Source organism: Pandoraea anapnoica (assembly GCF_902459765.1).
Lineage (GTDB): Bacteria > Pseudomonadota > Gammaproteobacteria > Burkholderiales > Burkholderiaceae > Pandoraea > Pandoraea anapnoica.
This window is the reverse complement of sequence record NZ_CABPSP010000018.1, coordinates 97,899-118,642: the sequence shown is the minus strand read 5'-3', so window position 1 is coordinate 118,642 and position 20,744 is coordinate 97,899. Positions and strand designations below refer to the sequence as shown.

General features: G+C 61.1%; 21 protein-coding genes. 16 read left to right on the top strand and 5 right to left on the bottom strand.

All coding sequences use genetic code 11. The features are described from left to right. Window positions 1–9 precede the first annotated feature (9 nt). The 10 genes from secY to dsbD all read left to right on the top strand — a co-directional run bounded on the left by secY (window position 10) and on the right by dsbD (window position 7,434). Window positions 10–1,347 (top strand): preprotein translocase subunit SecY, encoded by a 1,338-nt coding sequence (gene secY, locus PAN31117_RS24410; protein WP_150740474.1) that lies wholly within the window; start codon window positions 10–12, stop codon window positions 1,345–1,347. 12 nt (window positions 1,348–1,359) lie between these two features. Continuing rightward, a complete protein-coding gene (gene infA / locus PAN31117_RS24405) occupies window positions 1,360–1,578 on the top strand; it encodes a translation initiation factor IF-1 (protein ID WP_007869286.1) in 219 nt (72 codons plus the stop codon). 19 nt (window positions 1,579–1,597) lie between these two features. Further along, window positions 1,598–1,714 (top strand): 50S ribosomal protein L36, encoded by a 117-nt coding sequence (gene rpmJ, locus PAN31117_RS24400; protein WP_010804115.1) that lies wholly within the window; start codon window positions 1,598–1,600, stop codon window positions 1,712–1,714. A gap of 35 nt (window positions 1,715–1,749) precedes the next feature. After that, entirely contained in the window at window positions 1,750–2,115 is a 366-nt protein-coding gene (gene rpsM, locus PAN31117_RS24395) for a 30S ribosomal protein S13 (RefSeq protein ID WP_039393701.1), read from the top strand. A gap of 17 nt (window positions 2,116–2,132) precedes the next feature. Further along, window positions 2,133–2,537 (top strand): 30S ribosomal protein S11, encoded by a 405-nt coding sequence (gene rpsK / locus PAN31117_RS24390; RefSeq protein ID WP_010804113.1) that lies wholly within the window; start codon window positions 2,133–2,135, stop codon window positions 2,535–2,537. A gap of 152 nt (window positions 2,538–2,689) precedes the next feature. After that, window positions 2,690–3,313, top strand: coding sequence for a 30S ribosomal protein S4 (rpsD, locus tag PAN31117_RS24385; RefSeq protein WP_039393699.1), 624 nt, complete (start codon window positions 2,690–2,692; stop codon window positions 3,311–3,313). A gap of 106 nt (window positions 3,314–3,419) precedes the next feature. Continuing rightward, window positions 3,420–4,397 carry a DNA-directed RNA polymerase subunit alpha gene (locus tag PAN31117_RS24380; protein ID WP_039393697.1) on the top strand — a complete coding sequence of 326 codons (978 nt, stop codon included), beginning with the start codon at window positions 3,420–3,422 and terminating at the stop codon, window positions 4,395–4,397. A gap of 152 nt (window positions 4,398–4,549) precedes the next feature. Next, a complete protein-coding gene (gene rplQ, locus PAN31117_RS24375; RefSeq protein WP_039393695.1) occupies window positions 4,550–4,942 on the top strand; it encodes a 50S ribosomal protein L17 in 393 nt (130 codons plus the stop codon). Window positions 4,943–5,135: 193 nt separating this feature from the next. Beyond that, entirely contained in the window at window positions 5,136–5,468 is a 333-nt protein-coding gene (gene cutA / locus PAN31117_RS24370) for a divalent-cation tolerance protein CutA (protein WP_150740473.1), read from the top strand. Between the two features lie 58 nt (window positions 5,469–5,526). Continuing rightward, window positions 5,527–7,434 carry a protein-disulfide reductase DsbD gene (dsbD, locus tag PAN31117_RS24365; RefSeq protein WP_150740472.1) on the top strand — a complete coding sequence of 636 codons (1,908 nt, stop codon included), beginning with the start codon at window positions 5,527–5,529 and terminating at the stop codon, window positions 7,432–7,434. A gap of 48 nt (window positions 7,435–7,482) precedes the next feature. Here the strand turns inward: dsbD and hemB are convergent, their stop codons facing one another. Together hemB and yihA are read right to left on the bottom strand one after the other, a co-directional pair. Then, window positions 7,483–8,481: a porphobilinogen synthase gene (gene hemB / locus PAN31117_RS24360; protein WP_039393691.1), complete on the bottom strand. Its 999-nt coding sequence runs from the start codon at window positions 8,479–8,481 to the stop codon at window positions 7,483–7,485. Window positions 8,482–9,018: 537 nt separating this feature from the next. After that, window positions 9,019–9,687: a ribosome biogenesis GTP-binding protein YihA/YsxC gene (gene yihA, locus PAN31117_RS24355; RefSeq protein ID WP_150740471.1), complete on the bottom strand. Its 669-nt coding sequence runs from the start codon at window positions 9,685–9,687 to the stop codon at window positions 9,019–9,021. 297 nt (window positions 9,688–9,984) lie between these two features. Between yihA and PAN31117_RS24350 the strand changes: the two genes are divergently transcribed. The 5 genes from PAN31117_RS24350 (at window position 9,985) to msrQ (ending at window position 16,111) form a co-directional block, all read left to right on the top strand. Then, window positions 9,985–10,641, top strand: a complete 657-nt coding sequence (locus tag PAN31117_RS24350; protein WP_150740470.1) for a c-type cytochrome — start codon at window positions 9,985–9,987, stop codon at window positions 10,639–10,641. A 175-nt stretch (window positions 10,642–10,816) separates the two neighbouring features. Further along, entirely contained in the window at window positions 10,817–12,952 is a 2,136-nt protein-coding gene (locus PAN31117_RS24345; protein ID WP_246189242.1) for a cytochrome c biogenesis protein ResB, read from the top strand. An 11-nt stretch (window positions 12,953–12,963) separates the two neighbouring features. Beyond that, a complete protein-coding gene (ccsB, locus tag PAN31117_RS24340; protein ID WP_150740469.1) occupies window positions 12,964–14,148 on the top strand; it encodes a c-type cytochrome biogenesis protein CcsB in 1,185 nt (394 codons plus the stop codon). A 245-nt stretch (window positions 14,149–14,393) separates the two neighbouring features. After that, on the top strand, window positions 14,394–15,392 hold the full coding sequence (gene msrP / locus PAN31117_RS24335; protein ID WP_150740468.1) for a protein-methionine-sulfoxide reductase catalytic subunit MsrP: 999 nt from the start codon (window positions 14,394–14,396) through the stop codon (window positions 15,390–15,392). A 68-nt stretch (window positions 15,393–15,460) separates the two neighbouring features. Beyond that, window positions 15,461–16,111, top strand: a complete 651-nt coding sequence (gene msrQ, locus PAN31117_RS24330) for a protein-methionine-sulfoxide reductase heme-binding subunit MsrQ (RefSeq protein ID WP_150740467.1) — start codon at window positions 15,461–15,463, stop codon at window positions 16,109–16,111. Window positions 16,112–16,145: 34 nt separating this feature from the next. Here msrQ and lysA read toward each other — a convergent pair whose 3' ends face one another. Then, window positions 16,146–17,408, bottom strand: a complete 1,263-nt coding sequence (gene lysA / locus PAN31117_RS24325) for a diaminopimelate decarboxylase (protein ID WP_150740466.1) — start codon at window positions 17,406–17,408, stop codon at window positions 16,146–16,148. Between the two features lie 118 nt (window positions 17,409–17,526). Next, a complete protein-coding gene (gene lptM, locus PAN31117_RS24320; protein WP_150740465.1) occupies window positions 17,527–17,754 on the bottom strand; it encodes an LPS translocon maturation chaperone LptM in 228 nt (75 codons plus the stop codon). A 57-nt stretch (window positions 17,755–17,811) separates the two neighbouring features. Between lptM and cyaY the strand changes: the two genes are divergently transcribed. Then, a complete protein-coding gene (cyaY, locus tag PAN31117_RS24315; protein ID WP_150740464.1) occupies window positions 17,812–18,144 on the top strand; it encodes an iron donor protein CyaY in 333 nt (110 codons plus the stop codon). 134 nt (window positions 18,145–18,278) lie between these two features. Here cyaY and PAN31117_RS24310 read toward each other — a convergent pair whose 3' ends face one another. Next, window positions 18,279–20,738, bottom strand: a complete 2,460-nt coding sequence (locus tag PAN31117_RS24310) for a penicillin-binding protein 1A (protein WP_150740463.1) — start codon at window positions 20,736–20,738, stop codon at window positions 18,279–18,281. Window positions 20,739–20,744 lie beyond the last annotated feature (6 nt).

Below are 20,744 nucleotides of genomic sequence, written 5' to 3'. Positions count from 1 at the left end.
GAGCCATCATTGGCCAAGTCTCCTAATCTCGCTAAGCCTGGTACGCAGGGCCCGAAGTATGCGGATCTGCGCCGGCGGCTGGTTTTCTTGCTGCTGGCGTTGATCGTCTACCGTATTGGTGCGCATATCCCGGTGCCGGGCATCGACCCCGATCAGCTGGCGCAGTTGTTCCAGCGCCAGTCGGGCGGGATCCTGGGCATGTTCAACATGTTCTCTGGCGGTGCGTTGTCGCGTTTCACGATCTTCGCGCTGGGGATCATGCCGTACATTTCGGCGTCGATCATCATGCAGTTGCTGGCGATGGTTTCGCCTCAGCTGGAAGCATTGCGTAAGGAAGGCCAGGCCGGACAACGCAAGATCACGCAGTACACCCGGTATTTCACGGTGGTGCTTGCGCTCTTTCAGGCAGCTGCAATCGCGGTGACGTTGGAAAGCGAGCCTGGGCTCGTCGTCGATCCGGGCATGCTGTTCCGCCTGACGACGGTGATCACGCTCGTGACCGGCACGATGTTCCTGATGTGGCTTGGTGAGCAGATCACCGAACGCGGTCTCGGTAACGGCATTTCGATCATCATCTTCGGCGGTATTGCGGCAGGTTTGCCGAACGCTGTGGGTGGCTTGTTCGAGTTGGTCGGTACCGGTTCGATCGGTCCGTTCTCGGCGATCGTGATCTGTGCCCTGGTGGTGCTCGTGACGTTCTTCGTCGTTTTCGTCGAACGTGGTCAACGCAAGATCCTGGTGAACTACGCGAAGCGTCAGGTCGGCAACAAGGTGTACGGTGGTCAGGCTTCGCACCTGCCGCTCAAGCTGAATATGGCAGGCGTGATTCCGCCGATCTTTGCATCGTCGATCATCCTGTTCCCGGCAACGATCGCGAATTGGTTCGGCGCAGGTGATAACACGCGCTGGCTCAAGGATATCGCGGCAAAGTTGTCGCCGGGTCAGCCGATCTACGTGATGCTCTACGCACTGGCGATCGTGTTCTTCTGCTTCTTCTACACCGCTCTGGTGTTTAACAGCAAGGAGACCGCGGAGAACCTGAAGAAGAGCGGCGCGTTTGTTCCGGGCATCCGTCCGGGCGACCAAACCGCGCGTTATATCGATAAGATCCTGACGCGATTGACACTGGCCGGTGCAGCTTACGTCACCTTGGTGTGTTTGCTGCCTGAGTTCCTGGTGTTGCGCTGGAATGTCCCGTTCTACTTCGGTGGAACTTCACTGCTGATTATCGTGGTGGTGACGATGGACTTCATGGCGCAAGTGCAGTCGTATGTGATGTCGCAACAATATGAGTCGCTGCTCCGCAAGGCGAATTTCAAGGGCGGCAATAACATGACGCTTCGCTGATCATCCAGGATCATGTCGAAAGACGACGTTATTCAAATGCAGGGTGAGGTCGTTGAAAACCTCCCCAATGCCACCTTCCGGGTAAAGCTGGAAAATGGCCATGTAGTACTCGGACATATTTCCGGCAAGATGCGGATGCATTACATCCGCATCCTCCCCGGAGATAAGGTGACGGTAGAGTTGACGCCCTACGATCTGTCGCGTGCGCGGATCGTCTTCCGGGCGAAGTGATTAGAGAGAGGGAATTGTCATGAAAGTTTTGGCATCTGTTAAGTGCATCTGCCGCAATTGCAAGTTTGTGAAGCGCAAAGGCGTGCTGCGCGTGATCTGCAGCTCGGATCCGCGCCACAAGCAACGTCAGGGCTAATCGGCCTTTAACGCTATTTAGTTGGGGAATTACGAATGGCTCGTATCGCAGGGGTTAACATCCCGAACCACCAGCACACTGTCATTGGCCTGACGGCTATTTACGGTGTCGGTCGCACGCGCGCTCGCCAGATTTGCGACGCAGCCGGTGTGGCTCACTCGAAGAAGGTCAAGGACCTCGACGACGCTGATCTCGAAAAGCTGCGTGATCAAGTTGGTCAACTGACGGTTGAGGGTGACCTTCGCCGTGAAACGACCATGAGCATCAAGCGCCTGATGGACCTGGGCTGCTATCGTGGTATGCGTCACCGCAAGGGCTTGCCGCTTCGCGGTCAGCGCACCCGTACCAATGCGCGTACCCGTAAGGGCCCGCGTAAGGCCGGCGTCTCGCTGAAGAAGTAACCAGAGGATAGGAACTCATGGCTAAGCAACAGAACAACGCCGCTTCGCAGCGCGTTCGCAAGAAGGTCAAGAAGAGCGTTGCCGAAGGCGTCGTGCACGTCCACGCTTCGTTCAACAACACCATCATCACGATCACCGATCGTCAGGGCAATGCGCTGGCATGGGCGACGTCGGGTGGCCAGGGCTTCAAGGGTTCGCGTAAGTCGACCCCGTTCGCTGCCCAGGTTGCTGCTGAGTCGGCTGGCCGCGTGGCACTGGAATACGGCGTGAAGAACCTCGAAGTTCGCATCAAGGGCCCGGGCCCGGGTCGCGAATCCGCGGTTCGTGCGCTGAATGCGCTGGGTATCAAGATCACGGCCATCTCGGACGTGACGCCGGTCCCGCACAACGGCTGCCGCCCGCCGAAGCGTCGTCGCATCTAAGACGCTTCAGAAAATCCTGCTATAATCGCGGGTTCGCGCACGGTTTCGGCCGTGCGCGTAGTAATTTCTAAGACCACCGTCCGGTACATTGGTACCGGACTTGCGTAGTGGACAAAGTTCGCTGCGTCAAATTTTGAGATAAAGGAACAACCGTGGCACGTTATATCGGCCCGAAGGCCAAACTCTCCCGTCGTGAAGGTACTGACCTCTTCCTGAAGAGCGCGCGTCGCTCGCTCGCCGACAAGTGCAAGCTGGATAGCAAGCCGGGTCAGCATGGTCGCACGTCGGGTGCTCGTACGTCGGACTACGGCAACCAACTGCGCGAAAAGCAGAAGGTTAAGCGTATTTACGGCGTGCTTGAGCGTCAGTTCCGTCGTTATTTCGCGGAAGCCGACCGCGTCAAGGGCAACACGGGTGAAAACCTGCTGCAATTGCTCGAGTCGCGCCTGGACAACGTCGTGTACCGCATGGGCTTTGGTTCGACGCGCGCTGAAGCGCGCCAACTCGTTGGCCACAAGGCCATCGTGGTGAACGGTGTCGTTTCGAACATCCCGTCGATCAAGGTCAAGGCCGGCGACGTGATCAGCATTCGCGAAAAGGCCAAGAAGCAAGTGCGTATTCAAGAAGCGCTGACGCTGGCTGAGCAAGTCGGTTTCCCGATCTGGGTTTCGGTTGACGCCAAGAAGATGGAAGGCACTTTCAAGGCACTGCCGGAACGTAGCGATATCGCGGGCGACATCAACGAAAGCCTGATCGTCGAATTGTATTCGCGTTAATCCGTATGATGCTTGACGCGCCTCACGGCGCGTTTTGCGTTCCGTGCAGGTTGTCACCCATCAGCCTTATCGGTGTAACGAGCCGAGGGTATTGAAAAGGAAACCTATGCAAACCAGTTTGTTGAAGCCCAAGATTATTGCGGTTGAGCCGGTCGGCGAGCATCACGCCAAAGTCGTGATGGAGCCGTTCGAACGTGGCTACGGCCACACCTTGGGCAACGCGCTTCGCCGCGTGCTGTTGTCGTCGATGGTGGGCTATGCGCCGACCGAAGTGACGATCGCCGGCGTTGTGCATGAATATTCCACCATCGATGGTGTCCAGGAAGATGTCGTCAACTTCCTGTTGAACCTCAAGGGTGTCGTGTTCAAGCTGCATAACCGTGACGAAGTCACCGTTACGCTGCGCAAGGATGGTGAAGGTGTGGTGCGCGCTTCGGATATCGAAGTGCCGCATGATGTGGAACTGATCAACCCCGATCACGTGATCGCGCATCTGGCGAAGGGCGGCAAGCTCGACGTTCAGATCAAGATCGAAAAGGGTCGTGGTTATGTCCCGGGTAACGTGCGCCGTTATGGCGACGAATCGGCCAAGGTTATCGGCCGTATCGTCCTCGACGCCTCGTTCTCGCCGGTCAAGCGTGTGAGCTACGCGGTCGAATCGGCCCGCGTGGAACAGCGTACGGACCTGGACAAGCTCGTGATGAACATCGAAACCAACGGTGTGGTGTCGCCGGAAGAAGCGATCCGTCAATCGGCTCGCATCCTCGTCGACCAACTGTCGGTGTTCGCTGCGCTGGAAGGCACGGAAGCTGCCAGCGAAGCGCCGTCGCGTGCGCCGCAGATCGATCCGATCCTGCTGCGTCCGGTGGACGATCTCGAGTTGACGGTGCGTTCGGCCAACTGCCTGAAGGCCGAAAACATCTACTACATCGGCGACCTGATCCAGCGTACCGAGAACGAATTGCTCAAGACCCCGAACCTGGGTCGCAAGTCGCTCAACGAGATCAAGGAAGTGCTTGCCTCGCGTGGTCTCACGCTCGGCATGAAGCTCGAAAACTGGCCGCCGGCCGGTCTCGAGAAGTAATGTAACGACATGGCCGCCTTCGGGCGGCCGTGTTGCTACGTAAGTGCGGCACGTCGGCATGTCCGATACGGCCGATTGCGAAGGTACCGGCCCGCGGTGGTTGCCACCGATAGAAGAGCTTGGTCGAAAACTCTGTTTAAAGGAAAGTAAAAATGCGTCACCGTCATGGTTTGCGTAAACTGAATCGTACCAGCAGCCACCGTCTGGCCATGCTGCGTAACATGTCGAATTCGCTGCTCCAGCACGAAGCCATCAAGACCACGCTGCCGAAGGCCAAGGAACTGCGTAAGGTCGTCGAGCCCCTCATCACGCTGGGCAAGAAGGACTCCGTCGCTAACCGTCGTCTGGCGTTCAACCGCCTGCGCGATCGTGAAATGGTCACGAAGCTGTTCAACGAACTCGGCCCGCGTTTTGCCAACCGTCCGGGCGGCTACCTGCGTATCCTCAAGATGGGTTTCCGCGTGGGTGACAACGCTCCGATGGCTTTCGTCGAACTGCTGGATCGTCCGGAAGTCGACACGGAAGCGCCGGAAGTCGCTGAGTAAGCGATTCGCGCAACGGTCTTTTGAAGACCGTCAGCCGTAGAAAGAAGCCAGGTCATTGACCTGGCTTTTTTTGTTTTGGGCATCGTCCGAGCAGGCATCAGCACCAGTCCGGAAATCGTTGTCGCCGCACACATCTTTACCGGTGTCGGTGTACAGTGAACACCTCTCATGCTTGAACGGTCTACAGCACACCATGGACGCCCTTCTCATCGTCATGACGACATTTCCTGACGAGGCCAGCGCAGAAGTCGCCATCGACGGCATGCTTGCCGGACGTCTGGCGGCCTGCGTGCAACAAATGGCGCCGGTGCGATCGAGTTATCGCTGGCAGGGCAAGCGTGAGACGAGCGTGGAAGTGCCGCTCATGATCAAGACGACTGCCGCGCGTTATGGTGCGCTGGAGCAGTACATCAAAGAACACCATCCATACGACGTCCCGGAGATTGTGGCGTGGCCTGCCACGGCGGCACTGCCGGCTTACGCGCGATGGGTCGAGGAAGAAACGCGGGGGGAACTGCATGTTTGATGTAACGACGTTGGTCGGGCCGGGATTAGCGGGTTCTGGCGGCACCCGGGGAGCAACGATGCCGAATCGTGTCCAGCGACTCTGGATACTTGCGCTGACCATGCTGGCGATCATGCTGACGTTGGGCGTGGGCCGTGCCCATGCAGCGGACGACTTCCTCGACCCTGACGTCGCCTTCAAGGCGTCGAAATCGGAACAGCCCGGGGTCGTGGTGCTGCGTTTCGACGTTGCGAAGGGGTACTACCTCTATCGTGAACGGTTCGCCTTCGCCGCGGATAACCCCGCCGTCAAACTCGGTACGCCGGTGTTTCCGAAAGGCGAGGTCAAGCACGACGACACCTTCGGTAAGGACATGGAGGTGTATCACGAGCCGATCGATGTCCGGATTCCGGTCGATCAGGCGAGCAGGCCGTTTACGCTGAACGTCACGATGCAGGGATGCGCAGACAAAGGCCTGTGCTATCCGCCGATGGACAAACCGCTGAAGATTTCCGCCGCGGCGGTTGGCAATGGCGGTGGTGGCGCTTCCAGCGCCGGTTCCTCTGTCGGCCCGGCGACTCAGGCATTGCTGGGCGGTGGTGCGCAGGGGGCCGGAAGTGCTTCCGTCGTCTCCCCCACCGGTGGCTCAGCAGGCGGATGGCTGTCCGCGCGCAACGACTACAACGAGGCGGAACGGATTCTCTCGGGCGGCAGCTTTGCATTGGCTTTGGGGATTTTCTTCGTGCTAGGCCTCGGGCTCGCCTTCACCCCGTGCGTTTTGCCGATGGTCCCAATCCTCCTGTCGATCGTCGCGGGACAGGAAGCCAGTCGTGGGAAGGCAGTGCGTCTGGCCATCGCGTACGTCCTCGGTATGGCCATTGTGAACACCGTCATTGGTGTGGCCGCCGGACTGCTCGGGCAGGGCCTGATTGCCTTCTTGCAGGCCCCCTGGGTGCTTGCCCTGTTCGCGTTGCTAATGGTGGTCTTGTCCCTTTCGATGTTTGGGATGTACGAGATCCAGTTGCCTGCCGCGCTGCGCGACCGGATCGATAATGCCGCGCGCAAGCAGCAGTCGGGGCAGTGGGTCGGTGCGGCAACGATGGGGGTGCTGTCCGGGCTGATCGTCAGTCCCTGCGTGACGGCCCCCCTGGCAGCAGCGTTGGCGTTCATCGCCAAAACCGGGGATGCCGTTTTCGGTGGTGCGACACTCTTTGCGCTGTCGCTGGGGATGGGACTACCGCTTGTGATCCTTGCCGGTGGCGGGGGCACGTTGCTGCCTCGCGCGGGCGCATGGATGGACGGCGTGAAGCGTTTCTTTGGTTTCCTGCTGCTCGGGGTTGCGCTGTGGATCGTTCGTCCCCTGTTGTCGCCGCCGGTTTTGCTTCTCGGCGCGGGCGTTCTCCTGCTGGTCGCCGCCACGTTTATGCGCGTGTTCGACAATTTGCCCGATGGGGTTAGCGGTGCGCGACGTCTTTTGAAAGGCCTCGGCGTTGCCGTGGCCCTGTTGGGGGCCGTAGCGCTCGTTGGTGCGGCCGCCGGAGCGCGTGATCCGTTAGCGCCGCTGGCGGGCCTGTCGACCGTGGCGTCGGGCAGTGCCAATGCTGGCGCGCCCGCTGTAGAAGGCGTGAAATTCCAGCGCGTTCGTAGTGTGGCGGAGCTGGATCAGGTGGTGGCGAGCGCCGGGCGTCCGGTGATGTTCGACTTCTATGCGGACTGGTGCATCAGTTGCAAGGAGATGGAACGTTTCGTTTTTACGGATCCGCGCGTGAAAGCCCGTCTCGATCAAGTGGTGCTCGTTCAGGCTGACGTCACGGCCAACAATGCAGACGATCAGGCGCTACTCAAGCGCTTCGGATTGTTCGGGCCACCCGGCATTATCTTCTTTGATGGCACTGGCAAGGAAGTCACCGGAACGCGCGTGATCGGCGCGCAGTCAGCCGATCTGTTCTTGCGAAGCCTCGAAAAAGCATTCGGGCCGGCTGCCTGAGGCACCGACCCGAATCGATCCGACGCGACTAGCGCCCAGCGAAATGCCTTACGCCTGCGCGCGAAGCAGGCGTGCTGCGTCGAGTGCGAAGTACGTCAGAATGCCGTCCGCACCGGCTCGTTTGAAGGCCAGCAGCGATTCCATCATGACCTTGTCGTGATCGAGCCAGCCGTTCTGTGCGGCGGCCTTGAGCATCGCGTATTCGCCACTGACCTGATAGGCGTATGTGGGGAAACGGAACTCGTCCTTCACGCGGCGCACGATGTCGAGATATGGCATGCCGGGCTTGACCATCACCATGTCGGCACCTTCCTCGATGTCGAGCGCCACTTCGCGGATCGCTTCGTCCGAGTTGGCCGGGTCCATCTGGTAGGTCATCTTGTTGCTTTTGCCGAGGTTCGCGGCCGAGCCCACGGCGTCCCGGAAGGGGCCATAGAACGCCGATGCGTACTTGGCCGCATAAGCCATGATCCGCGTATGGATATAGCCACCGGCTTCCAGGGCTTCGCGCACGGCGCCAATGCGGCCGTCCATCATGTCCGAAGGGGCAACGATATCCACGCCCGCTTCCGCCTGCGTGAGCGCTTGCTTCACGAGCAGGTCCGTCGTCACGTCGTTGATGACGTAGCCGTTCTCATCGAGCACGCCGTCCTGTCCGTGGCTGGTGTACGGATCAAGCGCGACATCAGTCAGGACGCCGAGATCGGGGAAGTTGCGCTTGAGCTCGCGCACCGCGCGCGGGATCAGGCCGTCGGGGTTGGTCGCCTCGATGCCGTCCGGCGTCTTGAGCGAGGCTTCGATGTTCGGGAACAGGGCAATGACTGGGACGCCAAGCGTGACGCAGGTGTCGGCCACACGCATCAATTCATCGACGGAAACTCGTTCGACGCCGGGCATCGAATCGACTGCCTCGCGGCGTTTCTCACCTTCGAGCACGAACACCGGGTAGATGAGGTCGTCGCAAGTCAGGCGGTTTTCGCGCATCAGACGGCGCGAGAAGTCATCGCGTCGCATGCGGCGCGGACGAAGCAGGGGGTAGGAACTCATGCGATCGGTCCTTTGGACGAAGAATGGCGCGTCGGAAATTCCCGTGAATCGGACGTTTTGACGTGTCCCGAAAACGGTGCTGTCGTTGCGACTGGCTCAACGATTCCGTAAGAGGGAAGGCGCGCAAAAAAGGGCGCTTGCCGGGAAACTTTCGAACGCATGGTATATCATACCAACCGGATGTTCGCACTGCGTGTGACGTCCCCCGCTTCTCCTCCCTGAGCGGGCGCCTGTCGTTCTACGATAAGGCTTATTTAAACCCGCCGTGCCTACACGGCGGTTTTTTTATGTGCGCTCGAATCGTGTCATAACGGCACGGCAACCTCCCGGATCGTCTCGCTTTCCGGTGAGTTCACGCAGACATCATCCGTTTGGCCGATACGGCGGCTCGCCGCGTCGACCCCATCGATTTCCCTGTGACGATCTCTAAACGTCGGTCACCCGCACGCCTGCGCCGCGACGATTTGTCGCGCACGGCCGGGGTGCCGAACGTCTACCTTTGGAAACTGGACCCGCGTGCGGTCCGCGGACCGGCGTTTACTTTTTGGCCTTCTCGCGCGCCGGAATGGCGAGCCAGTCTTCGAGCATGCGCTGCGCCGCGTCGACGCCGGTGCGCTTGAGCGACGAGAAAAGCTGTGCCGTGAATTGCGGCGCAATCGTCGGATCATCGGACGGCAGCCCATCGGTGCGCGGCAGTGCGGACAAACGTTTCTGAGTCTCTCGCAACACGTTCGTGGCTTCCTGACGCGTCAGCTTGTCGGCTTTCGTCAGCAGGGCATGGATCGGACGTCCGGTCGGCATGAACCAGTCGATCAGTTCGCAATCGAGGTCCGTGAACGGGCGGCGCGAGTCCATCACCAGCACGAGGCCGCGCAATTGCGGACGCTGGACGAGGTAGTCGCCAAGGAGCTGTTGCCAGTGCACCTTCACACCGCCACCAACCTCGGCATAGCCGTACCCCGGCAGATCGACGAGGTAGCCGTAAAGGTGTTCGAGGTGGGCGATCTCGAAATAGTTGATGTGCTGCGTGCGGCCCGGCGTCTTGCTCGAGAAGGCCAGCCGCTTCTGATTGCAGAGGATGTTGAGCGCGCTGGATTTGCCCGCGTTCGAGCGACCCGCGAAGGCGACCTCGGGCACGGCCGTAGGCGGCAGGTCGCGCAGATGATTGACGGTCGTAAAGAAGCGGGCTTGATGAAGTAGGGACATGACGGAAACCGGGGAGCGCCGCAGCCACTGGAATCGGGCTGCAACGCGGGCGCAGGCACGCAAGACGGTGGGTTGAACACTCACCGGCGACAGGCCGGGAAGCCCCGTTCTGCGGCCTTCTACATGGAAATCCCCTAAAGCCGGGGAAAGTCTTTATTGTACAATATGAAAGTTAACCTTGGCCTTGCCAAGGCTTGCCCGAACGTCTCGCGCGCCGTGAGGTTGGAGGAGAAACGCGGCGTCGGACGGTGAGTTCGAACGACCGATTTCCCGACAAAACAGATATAAGGTGTGCGAATGAACCGAGGAGTGTGGAAGTCTCTCGCTGCAACACCGTTGGCGCTGGCATGCATTCTTCTGAGCGGTGCAACACAAGCCGCCGAGCCTCAGACGCCCGCAAAACCCGACCTGGCTCGGGGACAGGCCATCGCCACGCAGGTGTGTGCGGCCTGCCACGCGGCAGATGGCAATAGCCCCGGCGGCGCTTATCCGAAGCTGGCCGGTCAGCATGCCGAATATCTCTACAAGCAGCTCGTCGACTTCAAGGCGCAGCCCGGCAAGACCCCGGCACGCAACAACCCCATTATGGCCGGCATGGTCGCGGCATTGAACGAGCAGGACATGCGCAACGTGTCCGCTTACTTCGCCTCACAGACCGAGAAACCGGGCGTCGCCCGCAACAAGGACACCGTGCCGCTCGGCGAGAAGATCTATCGTGGCGGTATCGCGGAGAAGGGCGTGCCGGCGTGCGCGTCATGCCACGGCCCGACCGGTGCCGGTATGCCGTCGCAATACCCACGCCTGTCCGGGCAATGGGCGGAATACACCGAGGCACAACTCATCGCGTTCCGTAACGAGACGCGCGGCAACAACGCGCCGATGCATACGATCGGCGGACGCCTGTCGGATAAGGAAATCAAGGCCGTCTCCGATTACGTGGCCGGTCTGCGCTAAGCGTGATGATCGGGAGCCCTGCCCTGACATCATGTGAACGTCAGGGTATATTCGCTGACTTATAACGAAACCCGCTACGGTGCCGCAGAGCGACCGGGGGTAACTGGTTTAGCATACACAGGGTGGCGGGCGCGTGAGATACGCGTCCCCGCCCTTTTTTGTTGTCGGAAACAGGATGAGCATCAGTACCTCGGGTATGCAGATCAAGGGAGCGCAGCGCTGGGTGCGCGATGGCGTCGAGCTTGTCAGTTCGATGCGTTTCGCCATCAGTCTGCTGACTGTGCTCGCGATTGCCAGCATCGTCGGCACCGTGCTCAAGCAGGGCGACCCTTACCCCAATTACGTCAACCAGTTCGGTCCGTTCTGGGCCGACGTTTTCCGCTCGCTCGGCCTGTACACGGTGTACAGCTCGTGGTGGTTCCTGCTGATCCTCTTTTTCCTGATGGCGTCCACGACGCTGTGCATCGTGCGCAATGCGCCGAAGATGATCGCGGATATCCGCAGCTGGCGCGATCACGTGCGCGAAGGGAGTTTGCGCGCGTTCGGTCACAAGGCCGAGTACGCCGGTCCCCTCTCGCGCACGGATCTGCTCAAGCGTGTAACGGGCTATCTCGGACATCGCGGTTACCGCTTCGTCGTGCGCGAGCGCGAAGGGGCGACGCTGGTGGCCGCCAAGGTCGGCGCCATCAACAAGATCGGCTACATCTTTGCGCACAGCGCCATCGTAATCATCTGTCTGGGTGGTCTGGTCGACAGCGACCTGCTGATTCGCGTCCAGATGGCGCTGTTCGGCAAGTCGCCGCTGCAAGGCAATGCCGTCATCGCACAGATTCCCGAGAATCATCGTTTGTCGGCGAACAACCCCGCGTTTCGCGGCTACGCATTCGTACCGGAAGGCGGTAAATCCACCACGGCAATTCTGAATTTTCAGGACGGCTCGGTCGTGCAGGATCTGCCGTTCTCCATCGAACTGAAGAAATTCCACGTCGACTATTACTCGACGGGCATGCCGAAGCTGTTCGCCAGCGACATCGTGGTGACGGACCCCGAAACCGGCAAGTCGATGGACGCGACGGTCAAGGTCAACGAACCGTTCATCTACAAGGGCGTGGCGATCTACCAGTCGAGCTTTGAGGATGGCGGCAGCAAGTTGAAGCTGACCGGCTACCCGATGCGCGGCGCGACCGATCGTCCGTTCGCGTTCTCCGGCGACATCGGCGGCTCGACCCAGTTGCGCGGCGGCGCTGCAGGTAAGGACGCCTACACCGTCGAGTTCAGCGACTTCCGCGCCATCAACGTCGAGAACATCAGCAACGGTGGCGGCGAGCGCGACGTGCGCGGCGTCGCCCGTAAATCGTTGCGTGACGAACTGGGGGCGCAACTGGGTTCCGGTGCGCGAACCGACGTGGGCAAGGATCTGCGAAACGTCGGTCCGTCGGTGCAATACAAGGTGCGCGACCGCAGCGGTCAGGCCAAGGAGTACCGCAACTACATGCTGCCGATTCTGGTGGAAGACGGCGAGCGTGTGTTCATGACGGGCGTGCGCGACACGCCGGACGGCCCGTTCCAGTACCTGCGCATTCCGGCGGATGCCGATGGCTCCGTGAAGCAGTGGATGTTGCTGCGTGCGGCGCTTCAGGACGACGGTGCGCGGACCGAAGCGGCTCGCCGGTTTGCGATGCAATCGCTGCCGTCGCAGACGTCAGCCGAGTTGCGCGGGCAATTGCAGGAAAGCGCCAAGCGCGAACTCGACCTCTTCGCCGGTGCGATGCCCGCGAGCAAGAATGGCCACGCGACGGGCGGTTTGCAGGCAATTGCCGAGTTCGTGAATGAGAAGGTGCCGCAAGAACAGCAGTCGAGTGCGGCCGACATGTTCCGTCGCATTCTGGACGGCACGATCTGGCAACTGTGGCAGGTCGCGCGCGAGCAAGCGGGGCAGCCGGCGGCGGTGCCGTCGCCGGAGACCGAGCGCTTCGTGCACACGGCCACTAACGCGCTGTCCGACAATTTCCTGTACGACGCTCCGGTGTTCCTGCAACTCGATTCGTTCGAGCAGATCCAGGCGAGCGTCTTCCAGCTCACGCGCTCGCCGGGCAAGAAGATCGTGTATCTTGGCAGCTTGCTGCTGGTGCTAGGCATCTTCTCGATGTTCTACGTGCGCGAGCGGCGTCTGTGGCTGTGGGTCAAGGACACGCCGGAAGGTGGCAGTTCGGTATTGATGGCAGTGTCGACGACGCGTCGCACCCTGGATTTCGAAAAGGAATTCGCCCGCACGAAGGCGGAGATGAACGAGATCGTCACAAAACGATGAAGGTGAGACAGATGGAGTTATCCCAAGGCTATTCAGAGGTCTCGTGGCTGCGCCGTCGCAGCATCGGCGACTGGTTATTCGCGCTGGCGCTGGCGATGGGCGCGGGCTTCGCGCTCAACCGTTATGGCCACTTCATGGACTATTACGAGCATACGATTCTGGTGCTCTCCGTCCCGACGTTTGCCCTGCTCGGCTGGCACTGGCGTTCGGTGCGCTGGCTGATGGCAGGGATCGCGATTCTCGCGCTCTCTGGCATCGGGATGTATCACCACGATCTGGCGCGGGCCGATCAGGCGTTCTTCCTCAAATACTTCCTGTCGAGCCAGTCCGCCATTTTGTGGATGAGCGCGCTGTTCTTCCTGTCGACGCTCTTCTACTGGGGCGGTCTCCTTGCCCGCTCGCCGTTTGGGGCGAGCGTCGGTTCTTCGCTGTGCTGGGCGGCCGTGCTGCTCGGCTTCACCGGCATGATGGTGCGCTGGTACGAGTCCTATCTGGTGGGCGCAGACGTCGGCCATATTCCGATCTCGAATCTGTACGAAGTCTTTGTTCTGTTCTGCCTGATTACGTCGCTGTTCTATCTGTACTACGAGCAGCGCTACGAGACGCGCTCGCTCGGCCCGTTCGTGCTGCTCGTGATCAGTGCTGCGGTCGGTTTCAACCTCTGGTACAGCGTGGCGCGTAGCGCCTACGAAATTCAGCCGCTGGTGCCTGCGCTGCAAAGCTGGTGGATGAAGATTCACGTGCCCGCGAACTTCATCGGCTACGGCACGTTCGCCCTCGCAGCAATGGTGGCGGTGGCCTACTTGCTCAAGTCGGGGGAGAACAAGCGTCTGGCTGCTAATGGCAAGCCGCTCGACAGCGGATTCTTCTCGTCGCGCCTGCCGTCGCTCGAATTGCTCGACGACGTGATGTACAAGGCGATTGCCGTGGGTTTCGCGTTTTTCACGATCGCCACGATTCTCGGGGCGCTGTGGGCGGCGGATGCCTGGGGCGGCTACTGGAGCTGGGATCCGAAGGAGACCTGGGCACTGATCGTCTGGTTGAACTACGCGGCCTGGCTGCACATGCGCCTGATGAAGGGGCTGCGCGGTGTGGTGGCGGCATGGTGGTCGCTGACGGGCCTGCTGATCACGACGTTTGCCTTCCTCGGCGTGAACATGTTCCTCTCCGGGCTGCATAGTTACGGACAGCTCTGACATCGCGATGCCCCTGTCACCGAGGGGCGACCGCATGGCCATCGCGTTTGAAAAGCCGCCTCACTCACGTGCAGGCGGCTTTTTTCATCTTGATATGTGATTTTTCACAACGCAACGCAGGGAACAGCACTCTTTGGATGTCGGTCACATCTCCTATAGGTGACAATTGGGCGGCGCGTAGACCGCAACTGGGCGGGCACGTCGGTCGGTGGAGACAACTCGGATACGTTCGGGAGGCAGGCATCATGAGTACGAGCAAAGCGCGTCTGCGCGGGGCAGATATCCCGGCGAGCAGCATCACGCCGCGGGAAGTGGCAACAGGTCGGCGGCGCTTCTTGCAGGCGTCCGGCATTGGCTTGACTGGGATGGGCGGTGCGGCACTCGGTTTGCTTCCGTCCGGTGCAGCCTTCGCGGCCGACAGTCCCGGCACCGGGCTGGCCAGGCTGGCGGCGACGCGCAACGCGCAGTACGTCGTGACCGACAAGCCGACCGATATCAAGGACGTCACCACCTACAACAACTTCTACGAATTCGGCACCGACAAGTCCGATCCGGCACGTCGTGCCGGCACACTGAAACCACGTCCCTGGCAGGTGGCCATCGAGGGCGAGGTCAAGCAGCCGAAGATCTACGATCTCGATGCGTTGCTGAAACTCGCACCGCTCGAAGAGCGCGTCTATCGGATGCGCTGCGTCGAGGGCTGGTCGATGGTGATTCCGTGGGTCGGCTACTCGCTCTCAGCGCTCATCAAGCAGGTGCAGCCGACAGGCAACGCCCGGTATGTGGAGTTCGTGACGCTGGCCGATCCGAAGCAAATGCCGGGACTGTCATATCCGGTACTGAGCTGGCCGTACGTGGAGGGGTTACGTATGGACGAGGCGATGCATCCGCTCTCGCTGTTGACGTTCGGCCTGTACGGCGAAGTGCTGCCGAATCAGAACGGCGCGCCGGTGCGCATGGTGGTGCCGTGGAAGTACGGATTCAAGAGCGCCAAGTCCATCGTGAAGATCCGTTTCGTCGAGAAGATGCCGCAGACGAGCTGGAATCGCGCGGCGTCGAACGAATACGGCTTTTATTCGAACGTGAATCCCGAGGTCGATCACCCGCGCTGGAGTCAGGCGACGGAGCGCCGTATCGGCGAGGGCGGCATCTTCACGCCCAAGCGCAAGACGCTGATGTTCAACGGGTACGCCGATCAAGTCGCCAGCCTGTATCAGGGCATGGATTTACGTAAATTCTTCTGAGTCGACGCGCCGTGCTGCCATCCCCTTCTCGATTGCCTTCTACGTCGACACCCGGCAACGTTGCCCCGATGCCGAAAGCCCGCAACGGCAGTCGTTCAGCGAACCGTCCGAATCGGTGGGTGCCGTGGGCCAAGGTCGTCGTCTTCCTGCTCGCGCTTGCGCCGCTGTTACGGCTCGTGGTCTACGGACTGACAGACCAGCTAGGCGCAAATCCGGTCGAATTCATCACGCGTTCGACTGGGACGTGGACGCTCGTGATGCTCTGCATCACCCTCGCCGTCACGCCGGTGCGACGCGTGACAGGCATGTCGTGGCTGCTGAGATTTCGTCGCATGCTCGGGCTATTCGCGTGCTTCTACGCCGCCTTGCATTTCGCAACGTATTTCTGGCTAGACCAATGGTTCGACTGGGCCAGCATTTTGCGCGACGTGACGGGCAAACGGCCCTTCATCACGGTGGGATTTGTGGCGTTTGTCCTGATAACGTTGCTCGCGATAACGTCACCGCACGCGGTAATGCGTCGTCTGGGCGGGCGGCGCTGGCAGCGGCTGCATCGCGCGATTTATGCGATAGCAGTGCTTTCGATCCTGCACTACTGGTGGATGAAGGCGGGCAAGAACGATCTTGCCGAGCCGCTGATCTACGCGATCGTGGTGACGGGCCTGCTGGGCGCCCGTGTGATCTGGGCGCTGCGCAGGCCGTTGCGGCGGCAGTCTTAGGCGGGGATGTGGTGTATCCGGCAGATCGCGAGGATCAGACCGGAAGGAGCCGTTCGCCGGCAAACAGCGATTCGACCGTCTCGCGTTCGCGCACGAGATAGGCTTCATTGCCGTCGACCATGACTTCGGCGGCGCGCGGACGCGTGTTGTAGTTCGAGCTCATTGTGAACCCATAGGCCCCGGCGGAACGAATGGCGAGCAGGTCGCCAGCGTCGATCGCCAACCCACGATCACGGCCGAGCCAATCGCCACTCTCGCAGACCGGACCGACGACGTCGAACGTCGCGGTATCCCCGGCGCGACGCACCACCGGATCGATCCCGTGATACGCCTCGTACATGGCCGGGCGGGCCAGATCGTTCATCGCGGCATCGACGATGGCGAAGTTCTTCGTCTCGCCATGCTTGAGGAATTCCACGCGCGTGAGCAGCACGCCGGCGTTGCCGACCAACGAGCGGCCCGGTTCGAACAGCACCTGACGATGGCCGTGGCCACGCTTGGCGATATGGTCGAGCAGCGTCGTGGCGAACGCCGTGATGTCCGGCGGCGTTTCGTCGGTATAGGTGATGCCCAGGCCGCCACCAACGTCGATGTGATGCAGCGAAATGCCAGCCGCTTCAAGCTTTTCGACGAGATCGAGCACCTTGTCGGTCGCGTCAAGGTACGGCGAGATTTCGGTGATCTGTGAGCCGATGTGGCAGTCGATGCCGACGACTTCGAGATTGGGCATGGCCGCGGCCGCGCGGTAGGCGTCGAAGGCTTCTTCATACGCTACGCCGAACTTGTTGCCGCGCAGGCCCGTGGAGATGTATGGGTGCGTCTTTGCGTCGACGTTCGGGTTCACGCGCAACGACACGCGCGCCCGCTTGCCGACTTGCCCGGCCACCGCGTTCAGGCGATCCAGTTCCGGACGCGATTCCACGTTGAAGCAGAACACATCCTTTTCCAGGGCGAAACGCATTTCGTCTGCATGCTTGCCGACGCCGGAAAACACGGCGCGCTTCGGATCTCCGCCTGCGGCGATGACGCGTGCCAGCTCACCCGCCGAAACAATGTCGAAGCCCGCGCCCAAATTGGCAAATACGCCGAGGACCGCAAGGTTCGAATTGGCTTTGGCGGCGTAGTGAACTGCGGCGTTACGGCCTTCGCAGGCCTTGGCATAGGCCTGATAGGCGTTCGTCAGAGCCGCCTTCGAGTAGACGTACAGCGGCGTGCCGAAGCGCTCGGCGAGGGCGGGCAGCGCTACGCCTTCGGCGTGAAGTACGTCGTCGCGGTAGGAGAAGATGGCGTCGGACATCGGAGGTGCTCGGTAATCAACGGGAAAAACAAGGGGCCGCTGGACGGGCCGAATGCGATGTGCCCCGAATGTCGAGGGAAAACCCGTCGGAATTCGGCCAACATCGGCTAATTTACGCTTATTCCGGCTTTGCTGCGGGGCGCGAGGCGGCCGGCGGCACATCGACGGACGGCCCGCGCTCAGGCGTGGGCACGAGCGGCGGCGTCGGCAATGGGGCGCCCGGCGGCGGCGTCGGTTTCACCGGTTTGGCGGGATAGTAGAGCGGGCCGGCCTGGCCGCAGCCGGCCAATGCGCTCAACAGAGCAATCGACGCTACAATCGCGCAGGTTCGAATAGGTGCAGTCATGGGGGTATCGCCGCGTGGTGCGGCATGCTAACGATGACGCAAACCGTGGAGTTTAGCATGACGGAAAGTGAATTCCTGGCGCTCGCCGAGGCAGTGCTGACGCAGGTCGAGGCGGCGGTCGAGGCGGTGGTCGACGACAGCGATGTGGATATCGATTGCGAACGTACGGGGAATGTCCTGACGCTCGAATTCGACGATGGCAGCAAGATCATCGTCAATGTCCAGACGCCGATGAGCGAGATCTGGATTGCCGCACGCTCGGGCGGTTTCCACTTCCGCCTGAAGGGCGACAAGTGGCGCGACACGCGCGACGATTCCGAGTTGTTCGAAGCCTTGTCGCGCTTCGCGTCGCAACAGGCTGGAGAGTCCGTCACGCTTCAGCCGGTCTGATCGCTTTTCGGGTCTTTCGCTGAGGTACTTCTCTGTAACTGCGGAATTGCGGGCGCCTGCCGATCACGGGGGGCTTCAGATCACCGCAGCTCCATGGGCTGCGGTGATCGAAGGTCCCGTCATCCCTGAGTTCGTCAGGGCTTGCTGTTGAACATATCCAGGATGCGCTGACGCTCCTGGCGGTCGACCGGGGCGGGCGCGGGTGCTGGCATTGCCCCCGGTTGTGCAGGCATCTGGCCGGGCAGGGCACCCGTCGACGGACCCGGGGCTGCCGAGCCGTCCGGTGCCGTCTCGGCACTCAGGCCTACGGTGCTGACGGCGCGTCCCGGCGGATAGTCGTCGTAGTAGTAATCGCCATTTGCCTGAATGACGCCTGGCGGCATCGCGCGAGTGGACTCCGGCACCCCACGCAGCGCCTTCGACATGTAGTCGATCCAGATCGGCAACGCCAGACCGCCACCGGTTTCACGATCGCCCAGATTGCGCGGCTGATCGAAACCGATCCAGGCAACACCCACCAACTGAGACTGATACCCGGCGAACCATGCATCGTGCGAATCGTTCGTCGTGCCCGTCTTGCCCGCGAGATCGCTGCGCTTGAGTGCATTGGTCTTTGCCGCGGTGCCGCGCGTCGCCACGTCGTGCAACATCGAATTCATGATGAAGGCGTTACGCGCCGGAATGGCACGAATCGACTCGTCGCCTGCCGCGATCGGCTTCTCTTCCATGATCACGTTGCCTTTCGAATCGGTGATGCGGGCCACGATGAATGGATTGACGCGGAAGCCGCCGTTGGCGAACACGGCAAAACCGCTTGCCATTTGCAGCGGTGTCACCATGCCCGCGCCCAGCGCCATCGGCAGATAAGCCGGATGCTTGTCCGCTTCGAAGCCGAAGCGCCCGATGAACTTCTGGGCATAGGCTGGCGTGATGCTTTGCAGAATGCGGATCGACACGAGGTTGCGGGAGCGCATCAGCGCCACGCGCATCGGTTCCGGTCCGTCGAAGCCGCCACCGTAGTTCTTGGGTTCCCACGGTTGTCCGCCGGTCTGTGCTGCCGAGAAGTACAGCGGACCGTCGTTGATGATGGTCGCTGGCGCAAAGCCTTTTTCCAGCGCGGCCGAGTAAATGAACGGCTTGAAGCTCGACCCTGGCTGACGCCATGCCTGCGTCACGTGGTTGAACTTGTTGCGGTTGAAGTCGAATCCGCCGACCAGCGAGCGGATGGCGCCGTTTTGCGGGTCGAGCGACACGAAGGCCGCTTCGATGTCCGGCATCTGCACGATGCGCCAATTGTCCTTCGCATCCTTCGTCACGCGAATGACCGAGCCCGGACGAATCCGCTGTTTCGGCTGCGCTTTAGCGCTCAACCCAGCGGCCGCGAATCGCAGTCCGTCGCCCGTCACGGTGACGTCGTCGCCATTCAGAAGCACGGCTTTCACTTGCTGGGGCGATGCGGCGAGCACCACGGCCGCGACCATGTCGCCGCTGTCCGGATGCTCGACCAGCGTGTCGTCGATCAGCTGTTCGCGCTCGTCCTTGCCGTCCGGCAGATCGATGTTGGCTTCGGGGCCGCGATAGCCGTGGCGCAACTCGTACGCCATGACGCCCGCACGCAGCGCTTCGTACGCCGCTTCCTGATCCGCCGAGTTGATGGTGGTGTAGACGTTGAAGCCGCGCGTGTAGATCTCGTCCTTGAACTGCGCGTAGAGCAGTTGACGCACCATTTCCGCCACATACCCGGCGTGCACGCTGAATTCGCTACCCAGCCCGCGCACCACCAGCTCCTGCGCGATTGCCTGATCGTATTCGGCCTTGGATGCATATCCGAGGTCGTACATGCGCTTCAGGATGTATTCCTGACGCACGCGCGCACGCTTGTAATTGACGATCGGGTTATAGGCCGACGGCGCTTTCGGCAACCCGGCAAGCATGGCGGCTTCGGCGAGCGTGATGTCCTTCAGATCCTTGCCGAAATAGACGCGTGCCGCGCTGGCGAAGCCGTAGGCACGCTCTCCGAGGTAGATCTGATTCATGTACAGCTCGAGAATCTGATCCTTGGTCAGGCGCGATTCGATCTTGTAGGCGAGCAGCGCTTCGTAAATCTTGCGCGTGTACGTCTTCTCGCTGGACAGGAAGAAGTTACGTGCCACCTGCATGGTGATCGTACTCGCACCCTGCGACGAGCCGCCGCGCGTGAAGTTTGCGAGGCCCGCGCGGAAGATTCCGATGAAGTCGACGCCGCCGTGCTGATAGAAGCGGTCGTCCTCGATGGCGAGGACGGCCTTCTTCATGACGTCGGGAATATCGGCGAAACGCACGAGATTGCGACGCTCTTCGCCGAATTCGCCGATCTGGATTTCGTCGGCGGTATAGATGCGCAGCGGAATCTTCGGCCGGTAGTCGACGATCGTGTCGAGCGACGGCAGTTGTGGCGTCATCACCACCAGGATGTACCCCGCGAGCAACGCGCCGCAGACGGCCATCGCAGCGATCAGGCCTACGAACCAAAGTGCGATACGCAGCCAGATGGAGCGGCGCGGTTTGGGCGGGCGCTTGTCGCGGGGTGTCTCGGTTTGGGGTGTGCTTGCCATGGGAGA

What these genes read in the sequence shown, in the direction of transcription:
- infA (WP_007869286.1), top strand. Translation starts at nt 1,360, where the DNA reads ATGTCGAAAGACGACGTTATTCAAATGCAGGGTGAGGTCGTTGAAAAC.
- rpmJ (WP_010804115.1), top strand. Translation starts at nt 1,598, where the DNA reads ATGAAAGTTTTGGCATCTGTTAAGTGCATCTGCCGCAATTGCAAGTTT.
- rpsM (WP_039393701.1), top strand. Translation starts at nt 1,750, where the DNA reads ATGGCTCGTATCGCAGGGGTTAACATCCCGAACCACCAGCACACTGTC.
- rpsK (WP_010804113.1), top strand. Translation starts at nt 2,133, where the DNA reads ATGGCTAAGCAACAGAACAACGCCGCTTCGCAGCGCGTTCGCAAGAAG.
- PAN31117_RS24380 (WP_039393697.1), top strand. Translation starts at nt 3,420, where the DNA reads ATGCAAACCAGTTTGTTGAAGCCCAAGATTATTGCGGTTGAGCCGGTC.
- rplQ (WP_039393695.1), top strand. Translation starts at nt 4,550, where the DNA reads ATGCGTCACCGTCATGGTTTGCGTAAACTGAATCGTACCAGCAGCCAC.
- cutA (WP_150740473.1), top strand. Translation starts at nt 5,136, where the DNA reads ATGGACGCCCTTCTCATCGTCATGACGACATTTCCTGACGAGGCCAGC.
- dsbD (WP_150740472.1), top strand. Translation starts at nt 5,527, where the DNA reads ATGCCGAATCGTGTCCAGCGACTCTGGATACTTGCGCTGACCATGCTG.
- hemB (WP_039393691.1), bottom strand. Translation starts at nt 8,481, where the DNA reads ATGAGTTCCTACCCCCTGCTTCGTCCGCGCCGCATGCGACGCGATGAC.
- yihA (WP_150740471.1), bottom strand. Translation starts at nt 9,687, where the DNA reads ATGTCCCTACTTCATCAAGCCCGCTTCTTTACGACCGTCAATCATCTG.
- PAN31117_RS24350 (WP_150740470.1), top strand. Translation starts at nt 9,985, where the DNA reads ATGAACCGAGGAGTGTGGAAGTCTCTCGCTGCAACACCGTTGGCGCTG.
- PAN31117_RS24345 (WP_246189242.1), top strand. Translation starts at nt 10,817, where the DNA reads ATGAGCATCAGTACCTCGGGTATGCAGATCAAGGGAGCGCAGCGCTGG.
- ccsB (WP_150740469.1), top strand. Translation starts at nt 12,964, where the DNA reads ATGGAGTTATCCCAAGGCTATTCAGAGGTCTCGTGGCTGCGCCGTCGC.
- msrP (WP_150740468.1), top strand. Translation starts at nt 14,394, where the DNA reads ATGAGTACGAGCAAAGCGCGTCTGCGCGGGGCAGATATCCCGGCGAGC.
- msrQ (WP_150740467.1), top strand. Translation starts at nt 15,461, where the DNA reads ATGCCGAAAGCCCGCAACGGCAGTCGTTCAGCGAACCGTCCGAATCGG.
- lysA (WP_150740466.1), bottom strand. Translation starts at nt 17,408, where the DNA reads ATGTCCGACGCCATCTTCTCCTACCGCGACGACGTACTTCACGCCGAA.
- lptM (WP_150740465.1), bottom strand. Translation starts at nt 17,754, where the DNA reads ATGACTGCACCTATTCGAACCTGCGCGATTGTAGCGTCGATTGCTCTG.
- cyaY (WP_150740464.1), top strand. Translation starts at nt 17,812, where the DNA reads ATGACGGAAAGTGAATTCCTGGCGCTCGCCGAGGCAGTGCTGACGCAG.
- PAN31117_RS24310 (WP_150740463.1), bottom strand. Translation starts at nt 20,738, where the DNA reads ATGGCAAGCACACCCCAAACCGAGACACCCCGCGACAAGCGCCCGCCC.